The following is a 21591-nucleotide window of genomic DNA, read 5'->3' as shown; positions in this document are numbered from 1 at the left end:
TCTAGCTTCGCTCATGCTAAAGTTGTCTAGGCCACTTTGCGGAACCCGACCATGACCACGCTCACCCTCGCGCCCGGCGCCCTCGACAAGCCGCTGCTCGAACGCGCCGCCGCCGGCCCGCTGAAGCTGGCCATCGCGGCCTCGGCCCGCGCCGGCATCGAGGCCAGCGTGAATGCGGTGCGCGAGCTGGTCTCGCGCAACGAACCGGTCTACGGCATCAACACCGGCTTCGGCAAGCTGGCCCAGACGCGCATCGCCGACGACCAGCTCACGCAGCTGCAGAAGAACCTGGTGCTGTCGCACAGCGCGGGCATCGGGCAGCCGCTGGCGGCACCGGTGGTGCGCCTGATGCTGCTGCTCAAGGCGGCGAGCCTGGCGCACGGCGTGTCGGGCGTGCGTTTGGAGGTGATCGAGGCGTTGCTCGCATTGCTGGCGCACGACGTGCTGCCCGTCATCCCCGAGAAGGGCTCGGTCGGCGCTTCCGGCGACCTCGCACCGCTGGCGCATCTGGCTGGCGTGCTGATCGGCGTCGGCGAGGCCTTCGTCGGCGGCCGCCGCGTGCCGGCGCTCGAGGCCTTGCCGCACGCCGGCTTGAAGCCGCTGCAGCTCGGGCCCAAGGAAGGCCTTGCGCTCCTCAACGGCACGCAGGCCTCGACCGCGCTGGCGATCCACGCGGCGCAGCGGCTGGAGCGGGTGTTCGACACCGCGCTGGCCGTCGGCGCCATGACGGTGGACGCCGCGAAAGGATCGGACACGCCCTTCGACGACCGCATCCATGCCGTGCGCGGCCAACGCGGCCAGCGTGAGGTGGCCGCACGCTACCGTGCCTGGTTGAAGGACAGCGCGCTGCGCGCCTCGCACATCGACTGCGAGAAGGTGCAGGACCCGTACTGCCTGCGCTGCCAGCCGCAGGTGATGGGCGCCTGCCTCGACCAGATGGCGCATGCCTGGGGCATCCTGCTGATCGAGGCCAACGGCGTGTCGGACAACCCGCTGGTCTTCGCCGACACGATGGAGGCGCTGTCCGGCGGCAACTTCCACGCCGAGCCGGTTGCCTTCGCGGCCGACAACCTGGCGCTGGCCATCGCCGAGATCGGCGCGCTTTCCGAGCGCCGCACGGCGATGCTGATGGATCCGGGCATCTCCAACCTGCCGGCCTTCCTGGTCGAGCATGGCGGGCTCAACTCGGGCTTCATGATCGCGCAGGTGACGGCGGCCGCGCTCGCCTCGGAGAACAAATCGCTGGCGCATCCGGCCAGCGTCGATTCGCTGCCCACCTCGGCGAACCAGGAAGACCATGTGTCGATGGCCACCTATGCCGCGCGCCGCCTGCACCAGATGCTGGACAACACGGCCGGCGTGGTCGGCATCGAGTGGCTGGCGGCGGCGCAGGCGCTGGATTTCCACCGGCCGCTGCGCTCGTCACCCGCGCTGGAGGCTTTCCACGCCCGCCTGCGCGCCAAGGTGCCGCGCCTTGTCGAAGACCGGCTGATGGCGCCGGACATCGCCGCCGCCACGGCGATGGTCGAAGAGGGCCTCACGCCCTGATCAGCGCTCCATCTGGGCGGTCTTGAGCGACTCTGCCCGGATGTCCTCGGTGACCACAGCCTTCAGCTCCGAGAAGCGCGGCGTGGTCTTCACCGTGTAGTGGCGCGGGTAGGGCAGGTCGATCGCGAGCTCGTTCTTGATGCGCCCGGGGCGCGCGCTGAACACCACGCAGCGGTTGGCCATGAAGATCGCCTCGTCGACGTCGTGGGTCACGAACAGCACGGTCTTCTTGTGCAACTCCCAGATCGACAGCAGCAGCTCCTGCATCAGCGCGCGGGTCTGGTTGTCGAGCGCGCCGAAGGGTTCGTCGAGCAGCAGTATCTTCGGGTCGTTGGCCAGCGCGCGCGCCAGCGCCACGCGCTGCTGCATGCCGCCGGAGAGCTGCTTCGGGTAGTGGCCCTCGAAGCCCTGCAGGCCGACCTCGGCGATGAAGCGCGCCGCGATCTCGGCCTGCTGGGCCGGCGCCATGCCCTTTTCACGCAGGCCGAAGCAGATGTTCTCGCGCACCGTCAGCCAGGGGAACAGCGTGTAGCTCTGGAACACCATGCCGCGCTCGGCGCCGGGGCCGCGCACCGGCTCGCCGTCGAGCCGCACCTCGCCCTGAGTCGGCGTGTCCAGCCCGGCGACGATGCGCAGCAGCGTCGACTTGCCGCAGCCCGAGGGCCCGAGGATGGTGATGAAGTCGTTGTCGGCGACTTCCAGGTCGGTCGGCTGCAACGCCAGCGTCGGCGCGCCGCGGTTCACGCCAGGGAAGGTGCGGCCGACGCCCTTGACGGAGAGTCGGCTCATAGCGCCGCCCAGCGGAACATCGTGCGGTTCGCGCGCTTGAAGGCGAGGTCGGAGACGAGCCCGATCACGCCGATGGTGATGATGCCGAAGATGATCTGGTCGGTGGCCAGCAGCGCCTGGCTGTCGGTGATCATGTGGCCGATGCCCTGCGAAGCGCCGATCAGCTCGGCGACGATGACGTAGGTCCAGGCCCAGCCGAGCACCAGGCGCAGCGTCTCGGCGATCTGCGGTGCGCTGGCCGGGATCAGCACGCGCCGAACGATGCCCCAGTCGTCGGCGCCCAGCGTGTAGGCCGCCTCGACCAGGTCGCGGCGCGTCGCGCCCACCGTCACCGCAATCATCAGCACGAGCTGGAAGAACGAGCCGATGAAGATCACCGAGAGCTTCTGAGCTTCGCCGATGCCGGCCCACAGGATCAGGAGCGGGATGAAGGCCGAGGCCGGCAGGTAGCGTGCGAAGGAGACGAAGGGCTCGAAGAAGGCCTCGATCGGCTTGTACGCCCCCATCGCCACGCCAAGCGGCACGGCGACGATCGCCGCCAGCACAAAGCCGCCGAGCACGCGCCACACCGTGTAGCCGATGTCCTTGGCGAAGCCCTGCTCGGCGAGCAGCGTCCAGCCCGACTTCACCATGGTGATCGGGTCGGCCAGGAAGGTCTTGGAGACGAACCCGCCCAGCGTGGCGAACGCCCACACGGCGAAGAACAGGACGAAGAAGGAGACGCCCAGGGCCAGACGGACCCCGGGCTCGACCTCGCGCAGCGGCTTCAAGATCGGCTTACTTGATGAAGCTGGTGTCGGCCAGCGCCTTCAGGTCGGGGATCTGCTTGATGATGCCGATCTCCAGCAGCAGGTCGGCCGCTTCCTTGCTGAACTGGCCATGCTCGCCAGCGAAGAACTTCTGGTTCGCCGCCTTGTCCTGCCAGCGCAGGTAGGCCTGGCTCTTCTCGAAGGCCTCGCCGCTCTGCTTGACGTCGGCGCCCATGATCTCGAAGCTCTTCTTCGGGTCGGCCTTGATCATGTCGAGTGCCGCGAAGTAGCCGTCGGCCAGCGCCTGGGCGGCCTTCGGGTTCTCCTTCAGGAACTTGGGCGTGCAGCCGAAGGTGTCCATCACCATCGGGTAGTCGAGCGTGGTGGCGATGATCTTGCCGGCCTCGGGTTTGGCACGCACGGCGCTGAGATAGGGCTCGTAGGTCATCGCGCCGTCGATGCCGTCAGTGCCGGCGATCATCGCGTTGGCGGCGGGCTGCGGGCCCATGTTGACCACCTTCACGTCCTTCACCGACATGCCGTTCTTCTTCAGGATCCAGGCCAGCCCGAAGTAGCCGGCGGTGCCCGGCGCGTCGGCGGCCATGGTCTTGCCCTTGAGCTCGGCGATCTTCGTGATGCCCGGCTTGACGACCATGCCGTCGGCACCGTAGCTCTTGTCGAGCTGGAAGATCTGCGTGGTGGCCACGCCGTTGGCGTTCCAGACCACCCAGGTCTCGACCGTGGTGGCGGCGCACTGGATGTCGCCGGAGGCGATGGCGAGGTGGCGGTCCTTCTGCGGGATCTTCTTGATCGAGACATCGAGGCCCAGCTTCTTGAACAGGCCGGCTTCCTTGGCCAGCGTCAGCGGCGCGAAACCGGTCCAGCCGGAGATGCCGATGGCCACAGGGGTTTCCTGGGCCGCGGCGGGCGCAGCGGTCAGAATGGCGGCAAGGGCCGCGAGGCCGGAAAGGGTGCGCTTGAGGATCATCACGTCTCCTGCGTGTGGGGGGTGTTCTACGGGTAGCAAGGCTTGTGCCCCGCAGTCTACACTGTGGCACCTACTTGTCTAGACCACTTGGCCAAGGGTTGTCACGCATGGAATCGGACATCTTTGCACTGACCCGGGGCACGGCGCCGCTGCTGGTGTCGGTGCCGCACGCGGGCGTGCACATCCCGAGCGCGCTGGAGCGCCGCATGACGCCGGCCGCGCTGCAGCGCGCCGACGTCGACTGGCACCTGCCGCATCTGTACGGCTTCGCGCGGGCGATGGGCGCCACGCTGCTGACGGCGAACTACGCACGCCACGTGATCGACCTGAACCGCCCGCCGCAGGACGAGAGCTTGTACCCCGGCCAGGACGTGACCGGCCTGCTGCCGATGGACACCTTCCGCAAGGAGCCGCTGTACCTGCCCGGCGAAGCGCCCGACGCCGTCGAGCGCGACGAACGCCGCGAACGCTACTGGCAGCCGTACCACGATGCGCTGCGCAGCGAGCTCGACCGCCTGCGTGGCCTGCACGATCACGTGGTGCTGTGGGACGCGCACTCGATCTGCAGCGTGCTGCCGCGTTTCTTCGAGGGCCGGCTGCCCGACCTCAATCTGGGCACCGCCGATGGCCACGCCTGTGCGCCGGCGCTTCAGGCCGCCGTCGAGGCGCAGATGGCGGCGCAGAGCGACTACAGCCACGTCAGCAACGGCCGCTTCAAGGGCGGCTGGATCACGCGGCACTATGGCGACCCGTCTCGAGGCGTTCATGCCTTGCAGCTCGAGATGTGCCAATGCACCTACATGGACGAGACCGCGCCCTTCGCCTACCGCACCGACCTCGCGGCGCGCGTGCAGCCGCTACTGCAGCGGATGCTGGCGGCCGTTGTGGAAACGCGCCCGTAGCGGGCTGGCGCCGATCGCGTAGGCCAGCTCGGCCGGGTGATCGACGTCCCACAGGCACAGGTCGGCCGCCTTGGCCAGCTCGATGGTGCCGTGCGAATCGAGCACGCCCAGCGCGCTGGCGGCATGGCGCGTGACGCCGAGCAAGGCCTCGGCCGGCGTCATTCGAAAGAGCGTGCAGGCCATGTTCATCATCAACGGCAGGTGCGTGGTCGGGCTGCTGCCGGGGTTGCAGTCGGTGGCCACGGCCATCGGCACGCCGTGGCGGCGGAACAGCTCAATCGGCGGCACGTGCGTGTCGCGCAGGAAATAGTAGGCGCCAGGCAGCATCACCGCCACCGTGCCGGCGTTCGCCATCGCCATCACGCCGGCTTCGTCGACATGCTCCAGATGATCCGCCGACAGCGCGCCGAACTCGGCAGCCAGCGCCGCGCCGCCCATGTTGGAGAGTTGATCGGCATGCAGCTTGACGGGCAGACCGTGCTGGCGAGCCGCCTGGAACACGCGCCGCGTCTGCAGCAGGTCGAAGGCGATGGTCTCGCAGAAGGCGTCCACCGCGTCGGCCAGGTGCAGGCGCGCCGCCTCCGGCACGATGTGCTGCGTGACGTGGCTGATGTACTCGTCGGCGCGGCCGGCGAACTCAGGCGGCACCGCATGCGCGGCGAGCAGCGTGGTGCGCACGTTGACCGGCAATCGCTGGCCGAGGTCGCGTGCCACCTTCAGGCACTTCAGCTCGTCTTTGAGCGACAGGCCGTAACCCGACTTGATCTCCACCGTGGTGACGCCGTGCGCCATCAGCTCGGCCAGGCGGCGTGCCGACTGCGCCATCAGGTCGGAGGGCACCGCCTCGCGCGTCTGCCGCACCGTCGAGACGATGCCGCCGCCGGCGCGTGCGATCTCTTCGTAGCTGGCGCCGTGCAGACGCATCTCGAACTCGCGCGCTCTGTGCCCGGCGTGCACCAGGTGCGTGTGGCAGTCGATGAAGCCGGGCGTGAGCAGGGCCCCTTCGCCATCCAGTTCCTTCACCACCGCGGCGTCCGGGTCGAGCTGGGTCATCGGGCCGAGGCCGGCGATCAGGCCACCGAAGATGGCCACGAACGCCGGCGGCGTGATGGCGCAGACGTCGTCGGTGCAGGTGACGATGCGCACATTGCGCAGCAGAAGGTCGATCGGCGGATTCATCCCAGCTCCGTGAGCAGGCTGCGACGGGCGGCGACGAAACGTTCGGCGGCCGTGGCCGCGCCAGGGTGCTGGCCATTCTGCACGCGGCAGCGGCCGCCGACCCAGACCTCTTGCACGGTGTTTCTTCGCTGGCTGGCGAAGACATGGCTGGACAGTTGCTGCGCCGGCTTCAGCCCGTCGAGCAGCCGGTCGCCGAGGACAACGAAATCGGCTTGCTGGCCGGCGGCGAGTCCCGCGATGGCCCGCCCGGCCGCCTGCGCGCCGCCAGCCACGGCGGTCTGCCACATCGCTTCGGCCACGTCGGGGCGCGTGGCGTCGCCCAGCACGTTGCGCTGGCGCTTCGCCAGCCTCTGGGTGTACTCGAGCAGCCGGAGTTCCTCTGCCGCGTCGACGCTCGCATGGCTGTCCGAGCCAATGCCCCACGCACCCCGCCAGGCCGTGGCATCGAACACACCGTCGCCGAGGTTCGCCTCGGTGCTCGGGCACAGTCCGACGACGGCACCGCGCTTGCGCGTGCCCACGCGCTCGCGGTCGTCAAGGTGCGTGGCATGCACGAGGCACCAGCGCGAATTCACCGGCGCGTGATCGAGCAGCCACTGCACCGGGCGCTGGCCGCTCCAGGCCAGGCAGTCCTCGACTTCCTGGATCTGTTCGGCCACGTGCACATGCACCGGGGCCGTGGCATCGATGCGGTCGAGACCACCCAGCAGTTCGTGCAGCGCCGGGGCGGCGACCGCGCGCAAGGAATGCGGCGCGGCGCCGCAGCGCACCCCTTGCCCGCGCAGGGCTTCGACGATGCGCAGCAGGCCGTCGACCGAGCCGATGAAGCGCCGCTGATCGTCGCGCGGCGGCTTCGCTCCGAAGCCGCTGTGCTGGTAGAGCACTGGCAGCATCGTCAGGCCGATGCCCGCGCGGCGCGCCGCGGCCACCAGGCGCAGCGACATCTCGGCCGGGTTGGCGTAGGGCTGACCTGACGGATCGTGGTGCACGTAGTGGAACTCGCACACCGCCGTGTACCCGGCGCAGAGCATCTCGATGTACAGGTGCGTGGCGATGTCTTCCATCGCGTCGGGCGAGATCTGCGCGGCGAAACGGTACATGAGGTCGCGCCAGGTCCAGAAGCTGTCCTGCGCGTGCCCGCGGTATTCGGTCAGGCCGGCGAAGGCGCGCTGGAACGCGTGCGAATGCAGGTTGGGCAGGCCCGGCAGCATCACGCCGCTTGCGCGTGGCGTACCGGCGTCCGGCGTCGCGCCCGTCTGGACGCGCTGCAGCGTGCCGTCGTCGTCCCAGCGCAGCAGCACGTCGCTCGCCCAGCCCGTGGGCAGCAAGGCGTGGGCGGCGAACAGAGCGTTCATCGGAACGGATCGTGGCACAGGCGCACGTGGATCAACTTCGGCGCGGCGCCCGGCGTGCGCGGGCCGACCGTGATCGGCTCCTCCAGGCCATGCCACAGCAGCGCCTGCATCGGCTCGATCCTTTCCTGGCCGACCTGCCAGGCGCCCTCGACCGCGAGCAGCAGCGTGACGTGGCCCGAGGCCACCGCGGCCGCACCGTGCAGCACGCGCACGTCGGCGCGCCAGCGGCCACGCCGCGTCATCACGTTGAAGTCGCTGCAGGCGCCGCCGGTCAGGTGCGCCGACAGCGCCCGTTCGCCGTCGAAGGTCCACGGCACCATGCGATTCAGGACCTGTACGGCGTTGCCGGTCTCGCCGAGCAGTTCCATCCCTGTGCCTTGCAGCAACACGATGCAGCGCTCGATGCCGGGGAAGGCCGAGAACGGCGCATCGCGCTCGATCTCGGCCAGGCTGATGCGCCATTCGAAGTCGTCGAAGCTCGCGTCTGCCGGGCCGCGCGCCACTTCGCGCGTCGTGCCGGCGCCGTTCTTCCAGCGCTGCGTCGGCAGTGCATTGACGTCGATGCGTTGGACTCCCGCCGGGCCGGCGGTCATGCGCGCAGCATCGGCAGGTTCAGACCCTGCTCGCGCGCCGTGCGGATGGCCAGTTCGTAGCCTGCGTCGGCGTGGCGCATGACGCCGCTGCCGCAGTCGTTGACGAGCACGCGCGCGAGGCGTTTCGCCGCCGCCTCGGTGCCGTCGGCGACGATTACCATGCCCGAGTGCTGCGAATAACCCATGCCGACGCCGCCGCCGTGGTGCAACGACACCCAGGTGGCGCCGCCCGAGGCGTTGAGCAGTGCGTTGAGTAGCGGCCAGTCTGACACGGCGTCGGTGCCGTCCTTCATGCCCTCGGTTTCGCGGTTCGGGCTGGCCACCGAGCCGGTGTCGAGGTGGTCGCGGCCGATGACGATCGGTGCCTTCAGCTCGCCGCTCTTCACCATCTCGTTGAAGGCCAGCCCGGCGACATGGCGTTCGCCCAGGCCCAGCCAGCAGATGCGCGCCGGCAGGCCCTGGAAGGCGATGCGCTCGCCCGCCATGTCCAGCCATCGGTGCACGTGGGTGTTGTGCGGGAACAGCTGCTTGATCTTGGCGTCGGTCTTGCGGATGTCCTCCGGGTCGCCCGACAGCGCCACCCAGCGGAACGGCCCCTTGCCCTCGCAGAACAGCGGCCGGATGTAGGCGGGCACGAAGCCGGGGAAGTCGAACGCGTTCTTCACGCCCTGGTCGAACGCCACCTGGCGGATGTTGTTGCCATAGTCGACGGTGGGCACACCCATGGCGTGGAAGTCGAGCATCGCGCGCACATGCACGGCGCAGGAGCGCGCCGCCTCGGTCTTCAGCCGCTCGTGCTGCGCCGGGTCGGCCTGCGCGGCGCGCCACTGCGCCACCGTCCAGCCTTCGGGCAGGTAGCCGTTGATGAGGTCGTGCGCCGAGGTCTGGTCGGTGACGAGGTCGGGTTTCAGGCCGCCGGCCTTGGCGCGCTTGACCAGCTCGGGCAGGATTTCCGCGGCATTGCCCAGCAGGCCGATGGAGATCGCCTCGCCCTTCGCGGTGTGCTCCTTGACCAGGCGCAGCGCGTCGTCGAGGTCCTTCGCCTGCCTGTCGAGATAGCGTGTGCGCAGGCGGAAGTCGATGCTGGCCTGCTGGCACTCGATGTTCAGCGACACCGCGCCGGCGAAGCTGGCGGCCAGCGGCTGCGCGCCGCCCATGCCGCCCAGGCCCGCTGTGAGGATCCAGCGGCCCGCCATGCTTCCGCCGAAGTGCTGGCGGCCGGCCTCGGCGAAGGTCTCGTAGGTACCCTGCACGATGCCCTGGGTGCCGATGTAGATCCAGGAGCCAGCCGTCATCTGGCCGTACATGAACAGGCCCTGGCGGTCGAGCTCATGGAAATGCTCCCAGGTCGCCCATTTCGGCACGAGGTTGGAGTTCGCCAGCAGCACCCTCGGCGCATCCGCATGGGTCTTGAACACGCCCACCGGCTTGCCCGACTGGATGAGCAGCGATTCGTCGTCGCCCAGCTCCTTCAGGCACTCGAGGATGCGGTCGAACGAGGCCCAGTCGCGTGCGGCACGGCCGATGCCGCCGTAGACCACGAGCTCTTCCGGGCGTTCGGCCACGTCGGGGTCGAGGTTGTTCTGCAGCATGCGGAACGCCGCCTCGGCCAGCCAGGACTTGCAGGTCAGTGTGGTGCCGCGCGGGGCACGGACGATGCGCCCCGGGGCGCTGCGGGCAGCTTGGGCGGCGGCATGGGCGACGCGGTTCTGGTCGGCGGGTGAGTTCATGGCAGCGGCTTTCGAAGAGCGGGTTGGGCAAAGTGGCCTAGACCACTTGGCGAAGAATGCGCGAACTCGCGCCGCACGTCAAGCCGGGACCGAAGCCTGCGCGATCTCGTCGAAGCGCGCCAGCAGCCACTGATGGGCGGCCGATCGGTCGTGGCGCACATGCCAGAGCGCGTCCAGGTAGACGGCGCCCGGCGCCACCGGCAGCTCGCGCTCGACCAGCCGGTCCTGCAGCCCCGTGAGACGAAGGAAGCGCGCAGGCAGCACCGTCAGGTGATCGCTGGCAGCCACCACGTGAGCGGCCGTGAAGAACTGGTTGACGGTGAGCGCGATCTGGCGAGTGCGCTTCAGGCTGGCCAGCGCATGGTCGACAAAGCCGTGCGGCCGGCCGCTGAAGCTGACCAGCACGTGGCTGGCCGCGCAGAAAGCGTCCAGCGTAAGCGGCTCGCCGGCCAGGGGGTGGTCGCGGCGCATGGCGCAGACGTAGCGGCTTTCGGCCAGCCGGCGGTGGCGCAGCGGCGCAACGCGGCCTTGGGCGACCAGCGCTGCGACGGCCTCCGGGAAATGGCCGACGGCGAAATCGATGTCGCCGTGGCCGAGCAGATTGCGCGGATCCCGGTCGAGCAGCGGCCTCACCTCGACGTGGCAGTGCGCGCCCAGCACCTCGAAACGAGCCATCAACGCCGGCATCATCAGCGCAGCCGCGGCGTCGGCCATGGTGAGCCGAAACACCCGCGTCTCGACCGTCGGATCGAAGTCGCCGGGTTCCAGCGCTTCGCGCAGTTGGCCGAGCGACGAACGGACCTGCGGCCAAAGCGCTTCGCCGAAGGCGGTGGGTTGAACACCCCGAGGCGCCCTTGTTAGCAAGTCCTCACCCAGCGAATCGCGTAGTCTCTTCAACGCATTGCTGACGGCCGGCTGCGTCATGGACAAGCGCTGCGCCGCCCGTGTGATGCTGCCTTCGGCCATCACGACATCGAAAACCCGCAGCAGATTGAGGTCGAGCGTGCGGAAGTTCACGGTCATTCTCCCATCACCACAGTGAATGACGAGTATTCATATCATTCACTGTACAGTATGAGTGTTTACCCTATACTGCATTGCAACATCAACCCGATGTCAAGGAGAAATCGCCATGAGCAGCCACATCCTGCCCTCGCAATCGTTCAAGTCTGCCCGCCCGATCGGCGTTGGCAAGGCCTTGGGCAATCTCGCTCTCGCCACCGCCCGCGTCACCGAGGCCCTGCTGGCTTCGCTGCGCCGCCCGGTGCGCAACCACCATCGCCTGAGCCTTGTCGAAGAGGCCAACGAGTTGCGCAACTTCGCCACCGCGTACCAGCGCACCGACCCTGGATTCGCCTCCGACCTGTTGGCGGCCGCCGACCGGCACGAACTGAAGAACGAGAAGGCCTGAGCCGCCTCGTCAAGGAAACTCTCATGAACTCGTACCTCCTGCCCCACGGGCAGGCCGCGCACCTTGCCGACCGGCTGGCCCCACGGCTCGCCGACGCCCTGGCGCGTGGAATACTGCTCCTGCAGTCCTTCGGTCACGCCATGCGCATGCCCTCCCCGGGCGTGCCGGAGGCCTCCGCGCAATTGCTGCGCATGGCCGAATCCTATGAGGCGACGCAGCCGAGCTACGCCGCCGACTTGCGTGCAGCGGCCGGCATGTCCGAGCGCAGCGCCTTTTCAGCGGACTGAGCACCCGCCTCCCCAACGACAAAGGCCGGCATCCGCCGGCCTTTTTCTCTGGCAGATCGGCAGGATCAAGCCGCCAGTCGCGCCTCGATCTTCGACTTGGTGGCTTGCAGCGCCGCGGGCAGGTGGTACGAGAGCTGATTGAACAGCTCCGAGTGCAGCACCATCTCGGCCTTCCACTCGGCCGCATCGATGCGCGTGACCTGATCGAACTGCGCACGGCTGAAGTCCAGACCCGTCCAGTTGAGGTGCTCGTAGTTCGGCGTGACGCCGAACACGTGCTCCTCGCCGCCACCCGTGCCTTCGAGACGCTCGACCATCCACTCGAGCACGCGCATGTTCTCGCCGTAGCCCGGCCAGACGAACTTGCCGTCGGCGCCCTTGCGGAACCAGTTGACGCAGTAGATCTTCGGCAGCGTCGAGCCCGAAGCCTGCAACTTGGCGCCGAGGTCCAGCCAATGCTGGAAATAGTCGCTCATGTTGTAGCCGGTGAAGGGCAGCATGGCGAACGGATCGCGGCGAACCACGCCCTGTGCGCCGGCGGCGGCGGCGGTGGTCTCGGAGCCCATGGTCGCGGCCATGTAGACGCCTTCGGTCCAGTCGCGCGCCTCGGTGACCAGCGGCACGGTGGTCGAGCGGCGGCCGCCGAAGATGAATGCGTCGATGGCCACGCCGTTCGGGTTGTCCCACTCGGCGTCGAGTGCAGGGTTGTTGATCGCCGACACGGTGAAGCGGGCGTTCGGGTGGGCGGCCTTGGCGCCCGTCTCCTTGGCGATCCCGGGTGTCCAGTCCTTTCCCTGCCAGTCGGTCAGGTGGGCCGGCGGTGTGTCGGTCATTCCCTCCCACCAGACATCACCGTCGTCGGTCAGCGCAACGTTCGTGAAGATCACGTCGCGGGCCAGGCTGGCCATGCAGTTCTCGTTGGTCTTGTGGTTGGTTCCCGGTGCGACACCGAAATAGCCCGCTTCCGGGTTGATCGCGTACAGGCGGCCATCGGCATGCGGCTTGATCCAGGCGATGTCGTCGCCGATGGTGGTGACCTTCCAACCCTTCAGGCCGGCCGGCGGGATCAGCATCGCAAAGTTCGTCTTGCCGCACGCGCTCGGGAACGCCGCCGCGACGTGGTACTTCTTGCCCTTGGGCGAGGTGACGCCCAGGATCAGCATGTGCTCGGCCAGCCAGCCCTGGTCGCGACCCATGGTCGAGGCGATGCGCAGCGCAAAGCACTTCTTGCCCAGCAGCGCGTTGCCGCCGTAGCCCGAGCCATAGCTCCAGATTTCCTGCGTCTCGGGGTAGTGGACGATGTACTTGGTCTTGTTGCACGGCCACGCCGCGTCTTTCTGGCCGGCTTCGAGCGGGGCACCGACGGTGTGGATGCAGGGCACGAAGAAGCCGTCGCTGCCCAGCACGTCGAGCACGGCGCGGCCCATGCGCGTCATGATCTTCATGTTGACCGCCACGTAGGGGCTGTCGGACAGCTCGACGCCGATGTGCGCGATCGGCGAGCCGATCGGGCCCATGCTGAACGGCACCACGTACAGGGTGCGGCCGCGCATCGCACCGCGGAACAACGCCTTCTGTCCGGTCTGCAGCAGCTCGCGCATCTCGGCGGGCGCCATCCAGTTGTTGGTCGGACCGGCGTCTTCCTTGCGCTGACTGCAGATGTAGGTGCGGTCTTCGACGCGAGCCACGTCGCTCGGGTCGCTGCAGGCGAGGTAGCTGTTCGGGCGCAATTCGGGGTTCAGCCGCTTCATCGTTCCGGCAGCGACGAGCTGGGCGCACAGGCGGTCGTACTCCTCCTGCGACCCATCGCACCAATACACCTCGCGGGCCTCGGTCAGCGCCGCCATCTCGGCCACCCAGGACAGCAGGCGGGCATGGCGAACATAGGCGGGCGCATTCAGGCGCACCCCTTCCAGCACGGGACGGTTCATGTCGGGTCCGATCTTCAAAGTCAAAAAAAGGCAGGATTGGGCAAGCCGGCTGGGGCCGGCGGCAGCTCCGGAGGGCTTGCCCAATGCCGCTGCGCCTGGTGCCCGGTCGGGTGAAGGCGAGTTTCGTGGCGGTACCGGATCTCGGCGCCCACGCCACGTGCAAAGCACTGCGGGATCGATTGTCGACCCAGTGTAATTCCGCGGTAACCACCGGAGCCCGGGGGGTCATGCATTTGCGGAATAGTTTCATGCAAGAGTCCGCATGCGCCGTTCCACGGGCGTGGACCGCAACCCTATGATCCGGCCATGACACGCATCCGCCGCCTCCTGCTGGGCGCCGCCGCCACCTCGCTGGCCTGGCCGGCGCTCGTGCTGGCGCAGCAGACCCGATCCCTGAAGGACCCCATGCGCCTGGGTGCCGACCAGGCGCTCATGGAGTCCGGCCTGGCCGCCGCGCTGCAGCGCGGCTTCGGTCGCGACACCGGCGTGGCGGTGCAGCTCGTCGGTGGCCTGGCCCTGCCCCTGCTGGACACGCTGGAGCGCGGCGAGATCGACGCCGTGCTCGCCAACGCCCCCGAGGCGGAGCTCAAGCTCGACAAGCAAGGTCTGGTGCACGACCGCCAGCGCATCGCCGACACCGCGCTGGTGCTCGTCGGCCCGGCGCCGAAGAAGAAGGTGCCCGACCCTGCCGGCATCGCGAAGCTGACCGACGTGGCGCAGGCCCTGCAGCAGCTGCGCGAGGCCGCGCTGGCGGCCCCGGGCAGCGTCACGTTCCTGACCGCGGGCGACGGCTCGGGCTCGCACGCAGCCGAGCAGGCGCTGTGGCGCGCGGCGAAACTCGCCCCCGCGGCGCCTTGGTACCTGAAGGCCTCCGCCGACGGCACACTGGCCCAGCAGGCCCGCCGTCAGGGTGCCTACGCGCTGATCGAACGCGGCGCCTGGCTCGCGCAGGCCGGTGCGCCCCTGGCCGTGCTGGTGGAGGGCGACGCGCGCATGGCCATGCCGGTGCACGTGATGCGCTCGTTCCGCGTCAACCACCCGGCCGGCAAGCTCTTCACCGCCTGGATCACCGGGCCCAAGGGCCGCGCGGTGGTGGCGGCGCACCGCGGCTATCGCGCCCCGACCTGAGAGGCACTGGCCATGCCGCGCCGCATCACCAGCCTGAACGTCGCGCTGGCCCAGCCGGTGGAGATCAAGGGCCGCAAGGTCATGACGGCCATCGGCAAGCGCCCTGTGGAGGGCCCGCGCCCGGTGCGCGCCCTCGGCCTCGAGGGCGACGAGCAGGCCGACCTGTCGGTGCATGGCGGCCTGTCGAAGGCGGTGTACGCCTATCCGGCCGAGCATTACCCGTTCTGGCAGACGGTCCGCGCCCAGGCGCGCGCCGCGCTGTGGGACGAAGCGCTGCCGCCCGGCGCGCTGGGCGAGAACCTCACGATCACCGGGCTGCTCGAGAAGGACGCCTGGGTCGGCGACGTGCTGCGTTTCGCCGATTGCGAGCTGGCGGTCAGCGAGCCGCGCTTTCCCTGTTTCAAGTTCAATGCCGCGATGGGCTTCGACCAGGCCTCGAAGCTGATGTCGGCCAACGCCTGGTGCGGTTTCTACCTCCAGGTGCGCGTGGCCGGCACGCTGCGCGCGGGCGAAAGCTTCGAAGTGATCCCCGGCCCGCGCGACGTCGGCATCACGGAACTGTTCCGCGCCCGCGTGGCCGCGCAGCGACGCTGAGCGCGCGCGGCGTGAGGCCGGTCCGCACGCCGCACCGCCGCCGCCGAGCCGTCATGCGGCCGCGCGCAGAATGGGCCTCAGGCGCCGCAGCCGCGGCCCGACACCAAGGAGCGAAGACATGGGCATCGTGAGTTTCTTCAAGGAAGCCGGCGAGAAGCTGTTCGGGCACAAGGACGCCGAGGCTGCCGCAGCCGCGGCCGCGCAGGCACCCAGCCAGGCCGAGCTGCAGGAACGTTCGGCGCAGGCCAACCGCGCCGCCGCCAGCGCCATCGAGAACTACATCGGCACACAGAAGCTGTCGGCCGACGGCCTGAGCGTCGAGTTCGACGGCGCCAGCAGCACCGTCACCGTGGCCGGCATGGCACCCGACCAGGCGACGAAGGAGAAGATCCTGCTGTGCTGCGGCAACGTCGCCGGCGTGGCGCAGGTCAACGACATGATGACCGTCGCGCAGCCTGCCGACGAATCGCAGTACCACACCGTGGTGCGCGGCGACACGCTGTCGGCGATCGCCAAGAAGTTCTACGGCAACGCCAACGCGTACCCGAAGATCTTCGAGGCGAACAAGCCGATGCTCACGCACCCGGACAAGATCTATCCGGGTCAGCTGCTGCGCATCCCGCCGGCCTGAGCCGGGGGTTGAACTACGCGGCGCTGGTTTCCAGCGCCGGGTAGTCGGTGTAGCCGGCCGCGCCGCCGCCGTAGAAGGTTTCGCGCCGCGGCAGGTTCAGCGGCGCATCCTCGCGCAGCCGGCGCACCAGGTCCGGGTTGGCGATGAAGGCCTTGCCGAAGGCGACGAGATCCGCGGCGCCGCGCGCCACCACGTCCAGCGCCATCGCGCGGTCGTAGCCGTTGTTGACCATCCAGGCGCCGGCCGGGTGGACCCGCTTGAAGCGCTGGCGCAGCGCCTCGAAGTCGAAGGGCACCGCATCGCGCGGGCCGCCGGTGGCCCCCTCGATCAGGTGCAGGAAGGCGAGCTTCATCGGCGCGAGCCGGTCGACCACGTGGCCGTACAGCGCCGCGGCGTCGCTGTCCTGCGCGGCATCGTTGGCCGGCGTCACCGGCGACAGGCGCAATCCCGTGCGGCCGGCACCGACCTCGCCGACCACCGCCTGCATCACCTCGAGCAGCAGGCGCGCGCGGTTCTCGATCGAGCCGCCGTAAGTGTCGCTGCGGTCGTTGATGCTGTCGCGCAGGAACTGCTCGAGCAGGTAGCCGTTGGCGCCGTGCACCTCGACGCCATCGAAACCGGCCTGCATGGCGCAGCGCGCGGCATGCCGGTAGTCGGCGACGATGCGCGGCAGTTCGTCGGTGCGCAGCGCGCGCGGCGCCGACACGTCTTCGAAGCCCTTGAGCGTGAAGGTCTTGGTCTTGGCTGCCTTCGCACTCGACGACACCGGCACGGTGCCCTCGGGCAGCAGCGAGACGTGCGAGATGCGGCCCACGTGCCACAGCTGGATGACGATGCGCCCGCCGGCGGCGTGCACCGCGTCGGTCACGCGGCGCCAGCCGGCCACCTGCTCGGGGCTGTAGATGCCCGGCGTGTCGAGGTAACCCTGGCCCTCGGGCGAGATCTGCGAGGCCTCGGTGACGATCAGCCCGGCGCTGGCACGTTGGCGGTAGTACTCGACCTGCAGGTCGCCGGGGATGCGGCCGGGCAGCGCGCGGTTGCGCGTCAACGGGGCCATGACGATGCGGTTGGCCAGCGAGAGGTCGCCGGCCTGGAACGGGGAGAAGAGGGTGTGCATGGGCAAGGACGATACAGTGTCGAGCCACGCCTTGCCCGGACCCTCCCATGCTCGCCTACCGTCACGCCTTCCATGCGGGCAACCACGCCGACGTGCTCAAGCACCTCGTGCTCGTGCAGGTGCTGCGCTACATGAACGGCAAGGACAAGCCCTACCGCTATGTCGACACGCACTCCGGCGCGGGCGGATATTCGCTCGAGGGCCGCTACGCGCAGAAGAAGGGCGAGTTCGAGCGCGGCATCGCGCTGCTGTGGGAGCGCGACGATCTGCCCGAGCCGCTGGCCGACTACGTGTCTCTGGTGCGCCAGTTCAACCCGCAAGGCGCGCTGGAGCAATACCCCGGCTCGCCGGCGATCGCGCAGATGCTGCTGCGACCGACCGACCAGATGCGCCTGTTCGAGCTGCATCCCACCGAGCACCGGATCCTCGACGCCTACCTGGGCAAGCAGCGCGGCGTGGAGGTCAGGCATGCCGACGGCTTCGACGGCCTGAAGGGCACGCTGCCGCCCACCACGCGCCGCGGCGTCGTGCTGATGGACCCGAGCTACGAAGGCAACGGCGACTACGGCCGTGTGATCGCCAGCCTGCGCGATGCGTTGCTGCGCTTCGCCGAGGGCGTCTACGTCATCTGGTACCCGCAGGTGCAGAAGGTCGAGGCCGCGGAGCTGCCTCGCCGCCTCGAGGCCCTGGCCCCGAAGGGCTGGCTGCACGCGCGGCTCACGGTGGCCAAGCCCGATTCACTCGGCTTCGGCCTGGCCGGCAGCGGCATGTTCGTCATCAACCCGCCGTACACGTTGCACGATACGCTGGCCGGCGTGCTGCCCTGGCTGGTCGAGGTGCTCGGCCAGTACGACGGCGCGAACTACCTGCTTGACCAGCGCCCGGCCTGAGCGGCCCGCTCAGGGCTTGGCCACGGGCGGCTGCTCGTGGAACTTGCGCAGCCGCGCCATCCAGTCCGTCCAGTCCACCGGGCCACTCTCGAAGCGCTTCTTCAGGTTGCCCAGCACGTTGCCCCAGGCGCGGTCGAAGTAGGCATAGGTCTGGTCCCACTCGCCGCCATCGCCCCAGCCCGTGTGGTGCAAGGTCACCTTGGTCGACTTGCCGTCGATGTCCTTGAACCGAACGACGACGAAGGTGCGTTGCTGGCGCACCTGCGCGAGGTGGGGCGGGGCGTTCCAATCGAAGCTGAGCATGCTGGGCGGCTGCAGCGCCATGAAGCGCATTTCGTCGGCTCCCTTCATCCCGGGCTGCGCCAGCGGATCCATGTGGACGTGGAATGCGCCCCCGACACGCGGTTCGATTTCGGCGTCCGGCGCGAAGAACGAGACGATGCCGTCGCGCGTCGTCCACGCCTGCCACACCGCCTCGACCGGCGCCGGCACGATCGCTTCCTTGTTCAGCGCACGTTCCTGCGCCGTGGCGAACGAAGCAAGCACCAACAACACGACGGCGAGGGCGGTACGCATGGCACGCTCCATCTGGGCTGTGATCCCAGCAGCCTAGCGGCGGGCTTGAGCGCGGGCAAGGCCGGCCGGCAACACTCTCTTACCCAAAACCGACAGGACCTGTCAGCTCGGGCCAGGGCATGCTTCTTGATACTTCCAACGTGCCCTGTAACCGAACCTCGGTCACCTGTCGTCTCCCATGAACACCCTGCATCGACTCACCGCTGCCCTGGCTCTGGCGGCCGGCTCGCTCCTGACGAGCGGCTGCACGACGACGCTGGTGATGATGCATGTGTACGACAAGCTCACCGACGGCGACCCGACCTCCTGCTACAAGCTCAACAGCGTCGAGCGCGCCTTCCAGCAGCGCTGCGGCCCGTACGTGGCCGGTTCGCTGGCGGTCAAGGATGTCGCGGCTTCGGGGCTGCCCATCTGCCCGCTGACGCTGGCCACACGCGAGCCTGCGTTCTGGCCGATGCTGCCCGAGCTGATCGCCAAGGGCGCGAAACCCGAAGCCTGCATCACCGCCCCCTGGGTCGCGCTGGCGCAGGCGAACCCCTGTCCGGACTTCGCTCGCGCGACGCCGGCACAACTCGATTCCTTGCGCTGGCTGGCCGAAGTGGACGCTCACGCCATTCACCACGACGCGGTGCGGACGTTGAGCTGCCCAAATGCCCGTCTGGCCGGGCTCGACGGCGTGCTCGACCGCTGGCAGGCCCAGGACCAGTTGCGCGCCCGCGAGCTGCCGTTCGGCCTGTTCGGCGCCCTGCACCCCACGCACCTGAACTCGCAGCTGGCACGAACGCTGGAAGCGCAGGGCCACACCGCCGTCGCCGGCCTGGGCGCCTACAACGGCAAGCTCCGCCCCGGTTTCGAGGAAGCGCTGCGCGCCGGCAACTTCGAGGCGCTCGACTGGTGGGTGCAGCGGGTTCCGTCCCTGGTCAACCGCGCACCGCCCGCCAACGGCGACCAGATCGCCTGGGTGCCGCTGGCGCGCGTGATCACCCCGGCCTTCATCGCCGACCCCACGCTGCAGCGCGACGTGGCCGTCTACCTGCTGGCGCATGGCGCCGAACCCTGGCGCAGCCTGCCGCACGACCCGTCGCAGACGGTGGTGTCGCTGGCCGTCAAGCTGAAGAGCCCGCTCGTCGAGACATTGTCCGGCCCGCGCGTCGCCGGCCCGCGCGGCGGCGCCCCGGTGGCCGCGGCCACCTCGGCCACGACGATGCTGCCCAAGCGCTGAGCTGCATCGCTACGATGGCGGCATGCCAGCCGCCGCCCCCACCGACACGCCCCGCACAGGCCCGCTCACCGGCCTGAAGGTGGTCGAGCTCGGCCAGCTGATCGCCGGCCCGTTTGCCGCCAAGACGCTCGCCGACTTCGGCGCCGAGGTCATCAAGATCGAGCCGCCGGGGGCAGGCGATCCGCTGCGCCAGTGGCGGCTGCTGCACGACGGCACCAGCGTGTGGTGGCAGGTGCAGTCGCGCAACAAGCTCAGCGTGGCGCTCGACCTGAAGGACGCCGACTCGCGCGACATCGTGCGTCGCCTGATTGCCGAGGCCGACGTGCTGGTGGAGAACTTCAAGCCCGGCGTGATGGAAGACTGGGGCCTGGGCTACGAAACGCTGTCGCAGCACAACCCAGGCCTCGTGATGCTGCGCATCAGCGGCTACGGGCAGACCGGGCCCTACCGCGATCGCCCCGGCTTCGGTGTCGTCGCCGAGGCAATGGGCGGACTGCGCCACCTCACTGCCGAGCCCGGCCGCGTGCCGGTGCGCGTGGGCGTGAGCATCGGCGACACGCTGGCCTCGCTGCACGGCGTGATCGGCATCCTGATGGCGCTGCAGCATCGGCATGCGACGGTGTCGGCGGACTGCCCGAAGGGGCGCGGACAGGTCATCGACGTGGCGCTCTACGAAGCCGTCTTCAACTGCATGGAGAGCCTGCTGCCCGAGTACAGCGCCTTCGGTGCCGTGCGTGAGCCTGCCGGCTCGGCATTGCCCGGCATCGCCCCGAGCAATGCCTACCCCTGCGCCGACGGCTGGGTGCTGGTGGCCGGCAACGGCGACTCGATCTTCAAGCGGCTGATGGGCGCCATCGGCCGCGCCGATCTCGCCGTCGACCCGCAGCTCGCCGGCAACACCGGCCGCGTGGCCCGCGTCGCGGAGATCGACGCGGCCATCGGCGCGTGGACCACGCCGCGCCGCGTGGTCGAGGTGCTGGAGGCCTTGAACGCGGCGAACGTCCCCGCCGGCCGCATCTACACCGCCAAGGACATCGCCGAAGACCCTCACTACCGCGCGCGCGGCATGATCGAGCGCATCACCAGCGCCGACGGCCTGTCGCTCGAGGTGCCGGGCATCGTGCCCAAGCTCAGCCTCACGCCGGGCGCGATCACACGGCGTGCGCCGACGCTCGGCGAAGACACCGAAGCCGTGTTGGCTAGGCTGAAGCCGCCGCGTCCCGCTTGAGGTCGCGGAAGGCCGCGAACAGCCAGGAGCGCATGCCCACCACCAGCGTGTAGGGGCGCTTCTGGTCGGGGCCGAGTTTCTGGTCGGCCAGGTGCTGCTGCGCGAAGTCCTGCCCGATGCGCTGCATGCGCTCGGCGAAGGTGGCCGCCAGGCTCTTGCCGATCTGACCGTGCACCATCATCAGCATCTCGCCTTCGCCGTCGAAGCCGCCGCTGAAGTAGTCGTCGGCGACGTGCTCGCGGAAGTACAGCATCACCGGGCCGTGCGGCCGCCAGCGGAAGCCCTTGGCCACCTTGAGGCGGTAGCGGTTCAGCGGGCGCAGCTCGATGATGCCCAGTTTGTCGAGCTGCACCAGGTACTTGACGCATTCCGCCTCGGTGACGGTGTAGGTCGCGACGATCTGCTCGAAGGTCCACTGGCTGAAGGCGCAGATCGCCATCAGCAGCAGCTTGCGGTCGGCGATCACCGCGGCCTCCTGCTCGTGCGTGAGCTCGCGGCGCAGCGGTTGCGCGTCGGCGATCTTGCGGGCGAGGTCGGCGAAGTCCATCTTCAGCACGCGCAGCACCTCGTCGATGCGAGACAGCGGCATGTCGCCCTTGGCGAAGATGCGCTTGATGCTGGACTCGGCCATGCCGAGCTCCTGCGCGAGGTCGGCGTAGGTCAAGCCGGCGGCTTTCAGCTCGGCTTTCAGTGCGGCCACGAGGTCGTGGGTCGTGCTCATGCTGGGAACTCCCGAAAAGTAC

General features: G+C 69.1%; 21 protein-coding genes and 1 pseudogene. 10 read left to right on the top strand and 12 right to left on the bottom strand.

Going from position 1 to position 21591, the window contains the following annotated elements; genetic code table 11:
- Positions 1–51 precede the first annotated feature (51 nt).
- A complete protein-coding gene (hutH, locus tag HZ992_RS24095; protein ID WP_209384367.1) occupies positions 52–1548 on the top strand; it encodes a histidine ammonia-lyase in 1497 nt (498 codons plus the stop codon).
- Here hutH and HZ992_RS24090 read toward each other — a convergent pair whose 3' ends face one another.
- The 3 genes and pseudogenes from HZ992_RS24090 to HZ992_RS24080 all read right to left on the bottom strand — a co-directional run bounded on the left by HZ992_RS24090 (position 1549) and on the right by HZ992_RS24080 (position 4074).
- On the bottom strand, positions 1549–2337 hold the full coding sequence (locus HZ992_RS24090) for an ABC transporter ATP-binding protein (RefSeq protein ID WP_209384366.1): 789 nt from the start codon (positions 2335–2337) through the stop codon (positions 1549–1551). It lies immediately after the preceding gene.
- Positions 2334–3113: pseudogene (locus HZ992_RS24085) on the bottom strand (ABC transporter permease); the annotation flags it as partial. The pseudogene HZ992_RS24085 and the gene HZ992_RS24090, both read right to left, overlap by 4 nt.
- Before the next feature lies 1 nt (position 3114).
- A complete protein-coding gene (locus tag HZ992_RS24080) occupies positions 3115–4074 on the bottom strand; it encodes an ABC transporter substrate-binding protein (protein ID WP_209384364.1) in 960 nt (319 codons plus the stop codon).
- Between the two features lie 107 nt (positions 4075–4181).
- On the opposite strand from HZ992_RS24080, the gene hutG reads away from it, so the two are divergent.
- The gene (gene hutG / locus HZ992_RS24075) at positions 4182–4976 is read left to right on the top strand and encodes an N-formylglutamate deformylase (protein ID WP_209384363.1); all 795 of its coding nucleotides are present in this window, start codon (positions 4182–4184) and stop codon (positions 4974–4976) included.
- Here the strand turns inward: hutG and hutI are convergent.
- The 5 genes from hutI to HZ992_RS24050 form a co-directional block, all read right to left on the bottom strand.
- Positions 4932–6155: an imidazolonepropionase gene (hutI, locus tag HZ992_RS24070; protein ID WP_209384362.1), complete on the bottom strand. Its 1224-nt coding sequence runs from the start codon at positions 6153–6155 to the stop codon at positions 4932–4934. The genes hutG and hutI overlap by 45 nt on opposite strands.
- Complete coding sequence (locus HZ992_RS24065; protein ID WP_209384361.1) at positions 6152–7510, bottom strand: formimidoylglutamate deiminase; 1359 nt, start codon at positions 7508–7510, stop codon at positions 6152–6154. Before HZ992_RS24065 ends, hutI begins: the two co-directional genes overlap by 4 nt.
- Positions 7507–8103 carry a HutD/Ves family protein gene (locus HZ992_RS24060; RefSeq protein ID WP_209384360.1) on the bottom strand — a complete coding sequence of 199 codons (597 nt, stop codon included), beginning with the start codon at positions 8101–8103 and terminating at the stop codon, positions 7507–7509. Before HZ992_RS24060 ends, HZ992_RS24065 begins: the two co-directional genes overlap by 4 nt.
- Complete coding sequence (gene hutU, locus HZ992_RS24055; protein ID WP_209384359.1) at positions 8100–9833, bottom strand: urocanate hydratase; 1734 nt, start codon at positions 9831–9833, stop codon at positions 8100–8102. The genes HZ992_RS24060 and hutU overlap by 4 nt, the downstream gene beginning before the upstream one ends.
- 78 nt (positions 9834–9911) lie before the next feature.
- Positions 9912–10850 carry a LysR family transcriptional regulator gene (locus tag HZ992_RS24050; RefSeq protein ID WP_209384358.1) on the bottom strand — a complete coding sequence of 313 codons (939 nt, stop codon included), beginning with the start codon at positions 10848–10850 and terminating at the stop codon, positions 9912–9914.
- Positions 10851–10965: 115 nt separating this feature from the next.
- Between HZ992_RS24050 and HZ992_RS24045 the strand changes: the two genes are divergently transcribed.
- Entirely contained in the window at positions 10966–11244 is a 279-nt protein-coding gene (locus HZ992_RS24045) for a hypothetical protein (RefSeq protein ID WP_209384357.1), read from the top strand.
- 23 nt (positions 11245–11267) lie between these two features.
- Entirely contained in the window at positions 11268–11531 is a 264-nt protein-coding gene (locus HZ992_RS24040; RefSeq protein ID WP_209384356.1) for a hypothetical protein, read from the top strand.
- 65 nt (positions 11532–11596) lie between these two features.
- On the opposite strand, the gene HZ992_RS24035 is transcribed toward HZ992_RS24040, so the two are convergent.
- Positions 11597–13462, bottom strand: a complete 1866-nt coding sequence (locus HZ992_RS24035) for a phosphoenolpyruvate carboxykinase (GTP) (protein ID WP_209384355.1) — start codon at positions 13460–13462, stop codon at positions 11597–11599.
- Positions 13463–13768: 306 nt separating this feature from the next.
- Here HZ992_RS24035 and HZ992_RS24030 point away from each other — a divergent pair, with 306 nt between their 5' ends.
- From HZ992_RS24030 to lysM, 3 genes are all read left to right on the top strand, one after another.
- A complete protein-coding gene (locus HZ992_RS24030; RefSeq protein WP_209384354.1) occupies positions 13769–14590 on the top strand; it encodes a substrate-binding domain-containing protein in 822 nt (273 codons plus the stop codon).
- A gap of 12 nt (positions 14591–14602) precedes the next feature.
- Positions 14603–15184 carry an MOSC domain-containing protein gene (locus HZ992_RS24025; RefSeq protein ID WP_209384353.1) on the top strand — a complete coding sequence of 194 codons (582 nt, stop codon included), beginning with the start codon at positions 14603–14605 and terminating at the stop codon, positions 15182–15184.
- Positions 15185–15302: 118 nt separating this feature from the next.
- A complete protein-coding gene (lysM, locus tag HZ992_RS24020; protein ID WP_209384352.1) occupies positions 15303–15815 on the top strand; it encodes a peptidoglycan-binding protein LysM in 513 nt (170 codons plus the stop codon).
- Positions 15816–15828: 13 nt separating this feature from the next.
- Here lysM and HZ992_RS24015 read toward each other — a convergent pair whose 3' ends face one another.
- On the bottom strand, positions 15829–16932 hold the full coding sequence (locus tag HZ992_RS24015) for an alkene reductase (protein WP_209384351.1): 1104 nt from the start codon (positions 16930–16932) through the stop codon (positions 15829–15831).
- Positions 16933–16979: 47 nt separating this feature from the next.
- Between HZ992_RS24015 and HZ992_RS24010 the strand changes: the two genes are divergently transcribed.
- Positions 16980–17822: a 23S rRNA (adenine(2030)-N(6))-methyltransferase RlmJ gene (locus HZ992_RS24010; protein WP_209384350.1), complete on the top strand. Its 843-nt coding sequence runs from the start codon at positions 16980–16982 to the stop codon at positions 17820–17822.
- 9 nt (positions 17823–17831) lie between these two features.
- On the opposite strand, the gene HZ992_RS24005 is transcribed toward HZ992_RS24010, so the two are convergent.
- Positions 17832–18398, bottom strand: coding sequence for an SRPBCC family protein (locus tag HZ992_RS24005; RefSeq protein WP_209384349.1), 567 nt, complete (start codon positions 18396–18398; stop codon positions 17832–17834).
- 178 nt (positions 18399–18576) lie between these two features.
- Between HZ992_RS24005 and HZ992_RS24000 the strand changes: the two genes are divergently transcribed.
- A complete protein-coding gene (locus tag HZ992_RS24000) occupies positions 18577–19620 on the top strand; it encodes a hypothetical protein (RefSeq protein ID WP_209384348.1) in 1044 nt (347 codons plus the stop codon).
- A gap of 22 nt (positions 19621–19642) precedes the next feature.
- Positions 19643–20848: a CaiB/BaiF CoA transferase family protein gene (locus HZ992_RS23995; protein WP_209384347.1), complete on the top strand. Its 1206-nt coding sequence runs from the start codon at positions 19643–19645 to the stop codon at positions 20846–20848.
- Here HZ992_RS23995 and HZ992_RS23990 read toward each other — a convergent pair.
- Entirely contained in the window at positions 20820–21569 is a 750-nt protein-coding gene (locus HZ992_RS23990) for a helix-turn-helix domain-containing protein (RefSeq protein WP_209384346.1), read from the bottom strand. The genes HZ992_RS23995 and HZ992_RS23990 overlap by 29 nt on opposite strands.
- Between the last annotated feature and the right edge of the window lie 22 nt (positions 21570–21591).

Origin of the sequence: Rhizobacter sp. AJA081-3 (assembly GCF_017795745.1) — a bacterium.
Lineage (GTDB): Bacteria > Pseudomonadota > Gammaproteobacteria > Burkholderiales > Burkholderiaceae_C > Piscinibacter.
Note: the sequence above shows the minus strand (reverse complement) of the source record. Positions and strands in the feature narration are given on the sequence as shown.

Excerpts from the sequence above, each read along its gene's own strand:
- HZ992_RS24025 (WP_209384353.1), top strand. The coding sequence starts at position 14,603 with ATGCCGCGCCGCATCACCAGCCTGAACGTCGCGCTGGCCCAGCCGGTG.
- hutG (WP_209384363.1), top strand. The coding sequence starts at position 4,182 with ATGGAATCGGACATCTTTGCACTGACCCGGGGCACGGCGCCGCTGCTG.
- HZ992_RS24030 (WP_209384354.1), top strand. The coding sequence starts at position 13,769 with ATGACACGCATCCGCCGCCTCCTGCTGGGCGCCGCCGCCACCTCGCTG.
- HZ992_RS24005 (WP_209384349.1), bottom strand. The coding sequence starts at position 18,398 with ATGCGTACCGCCCTCGCCGTCGTGTTGTTGGTGCTTGCTTCGTTCGCC.
- HZ992_RS24090 (WP_209384366.1), bottom strand. The coding sequence starts at position 2,337 with ATGAGCCGACTCTCCGTCAAGGGCGTCGGCCGCACCTTCCCTGGCGTG.
- hutU (WP_209384359.1), bottom strand. The coding sequence starts at position 9,833 with ATGAACTCACCCGCCGACCAGAACCGCGTCGCCCATGCCGCCGCCCAA.
- HZ992_RS24045 (WP_209384357.1), top strand. The coding sequence starts at position 10,966 with ATGAGCAGCCACATCCTGCCCTCGCAATCGTTCAAGTCTGCCCGCCCG.
- HZ992_RS23995 (WP_209384347.1), top strand. The coding sequence starts at position 19,643 with ATGCCAGCCGCCGCCCCCACCGACACGCCCCGCACAGGCCCGCTCACC.
- HZ992_RS24040 (WP_209384356.1), top strand. The coding sequence starts at position 11,268 with ATGAACTCGTACCTCCTGCCCCACGGGCAGGCCGCGCACCTTGCCGAC.
- HZ992_RS24035 (WP_209384355.1), bottom strand. The coding sequence starts at position 13,462 with ATGAACCGTCCCGTGCTGGAAGGGGTGCGCCTGAATGCGCCCGCCTAT.
- HZ992_RS24015 (WP_209384351.1), bottom strand. The coding sequence starts at position 16,932 with ATGCACACCCTCTTCTCCCCGTTCCAGGCCGGCGACCTCTCGCTGGCC.
- lysM (WP_209384352.1), top strand. The coding sequence starts at position 15,303 with ATGGGCATCGTGAGTTTCTTCAAGGAAGCCGGCGAGAAGCTGTTCGGG.
- HZ992_RS24010 (WP_209384350.1), top strand. The coding sequence starts at position 16,980 with ATGCTCGCCTACCGTCACGCCTTCCATGCGGGCAACCACGCCGACGTG.
- HZ992_RS24065 (WP_209384361.1), bottom strand. The coding sequence starts at position 7,510 with ATGAACGCTCTGTTCGCCGCCCACGCCTTGCTGCCCACGGGCTGGGCG.
- hutI (WP_209384362.1), bottom strand. The coding sequence starts at position 6,155 with ATGAATCCGCCGATCGACCTTCTGCTGCGCAATGTGCGCATCGTCACC.
- hutH (WP_209384367.1), top strand. The coding sequence starts at position 52 with ATGACCACGCTCACCCTCGCGCCCGGCGCCCTCGACAAGCCGCTGCTC.
- HZ992_RS24000 (WP_209384348.1), top strand. The coding sequence starts at position 18,577 with ATGAACACCCTGCATCGACTCACCGCTGCCCTGGCTCTGGCGGCCGGC.
- HZ992_RS24060 (WP_209384360.1), bottom strand. The coding sequence starts at position 8,103 with ATGACCGCCGGCCCGGCGGGAGTCCAACGCATCGACGTCAATGCACTG.
- HZ992_RS23990 (WP_209384346.1), bottom strand. The coding sequence starts at position 21,569 with ATGAGCACGACCCACGACCTCGTGGCCGCACTGAAAGCCGAGCTGAAA.
- HZ992_RS24080 (WP_209384364.1), bottom strand. The coding sequence starts at position 4,074 with ATGATCCTCAAGCGCACCCTTTCCGGCCTCGCGGCCCTTGCCGCCATT.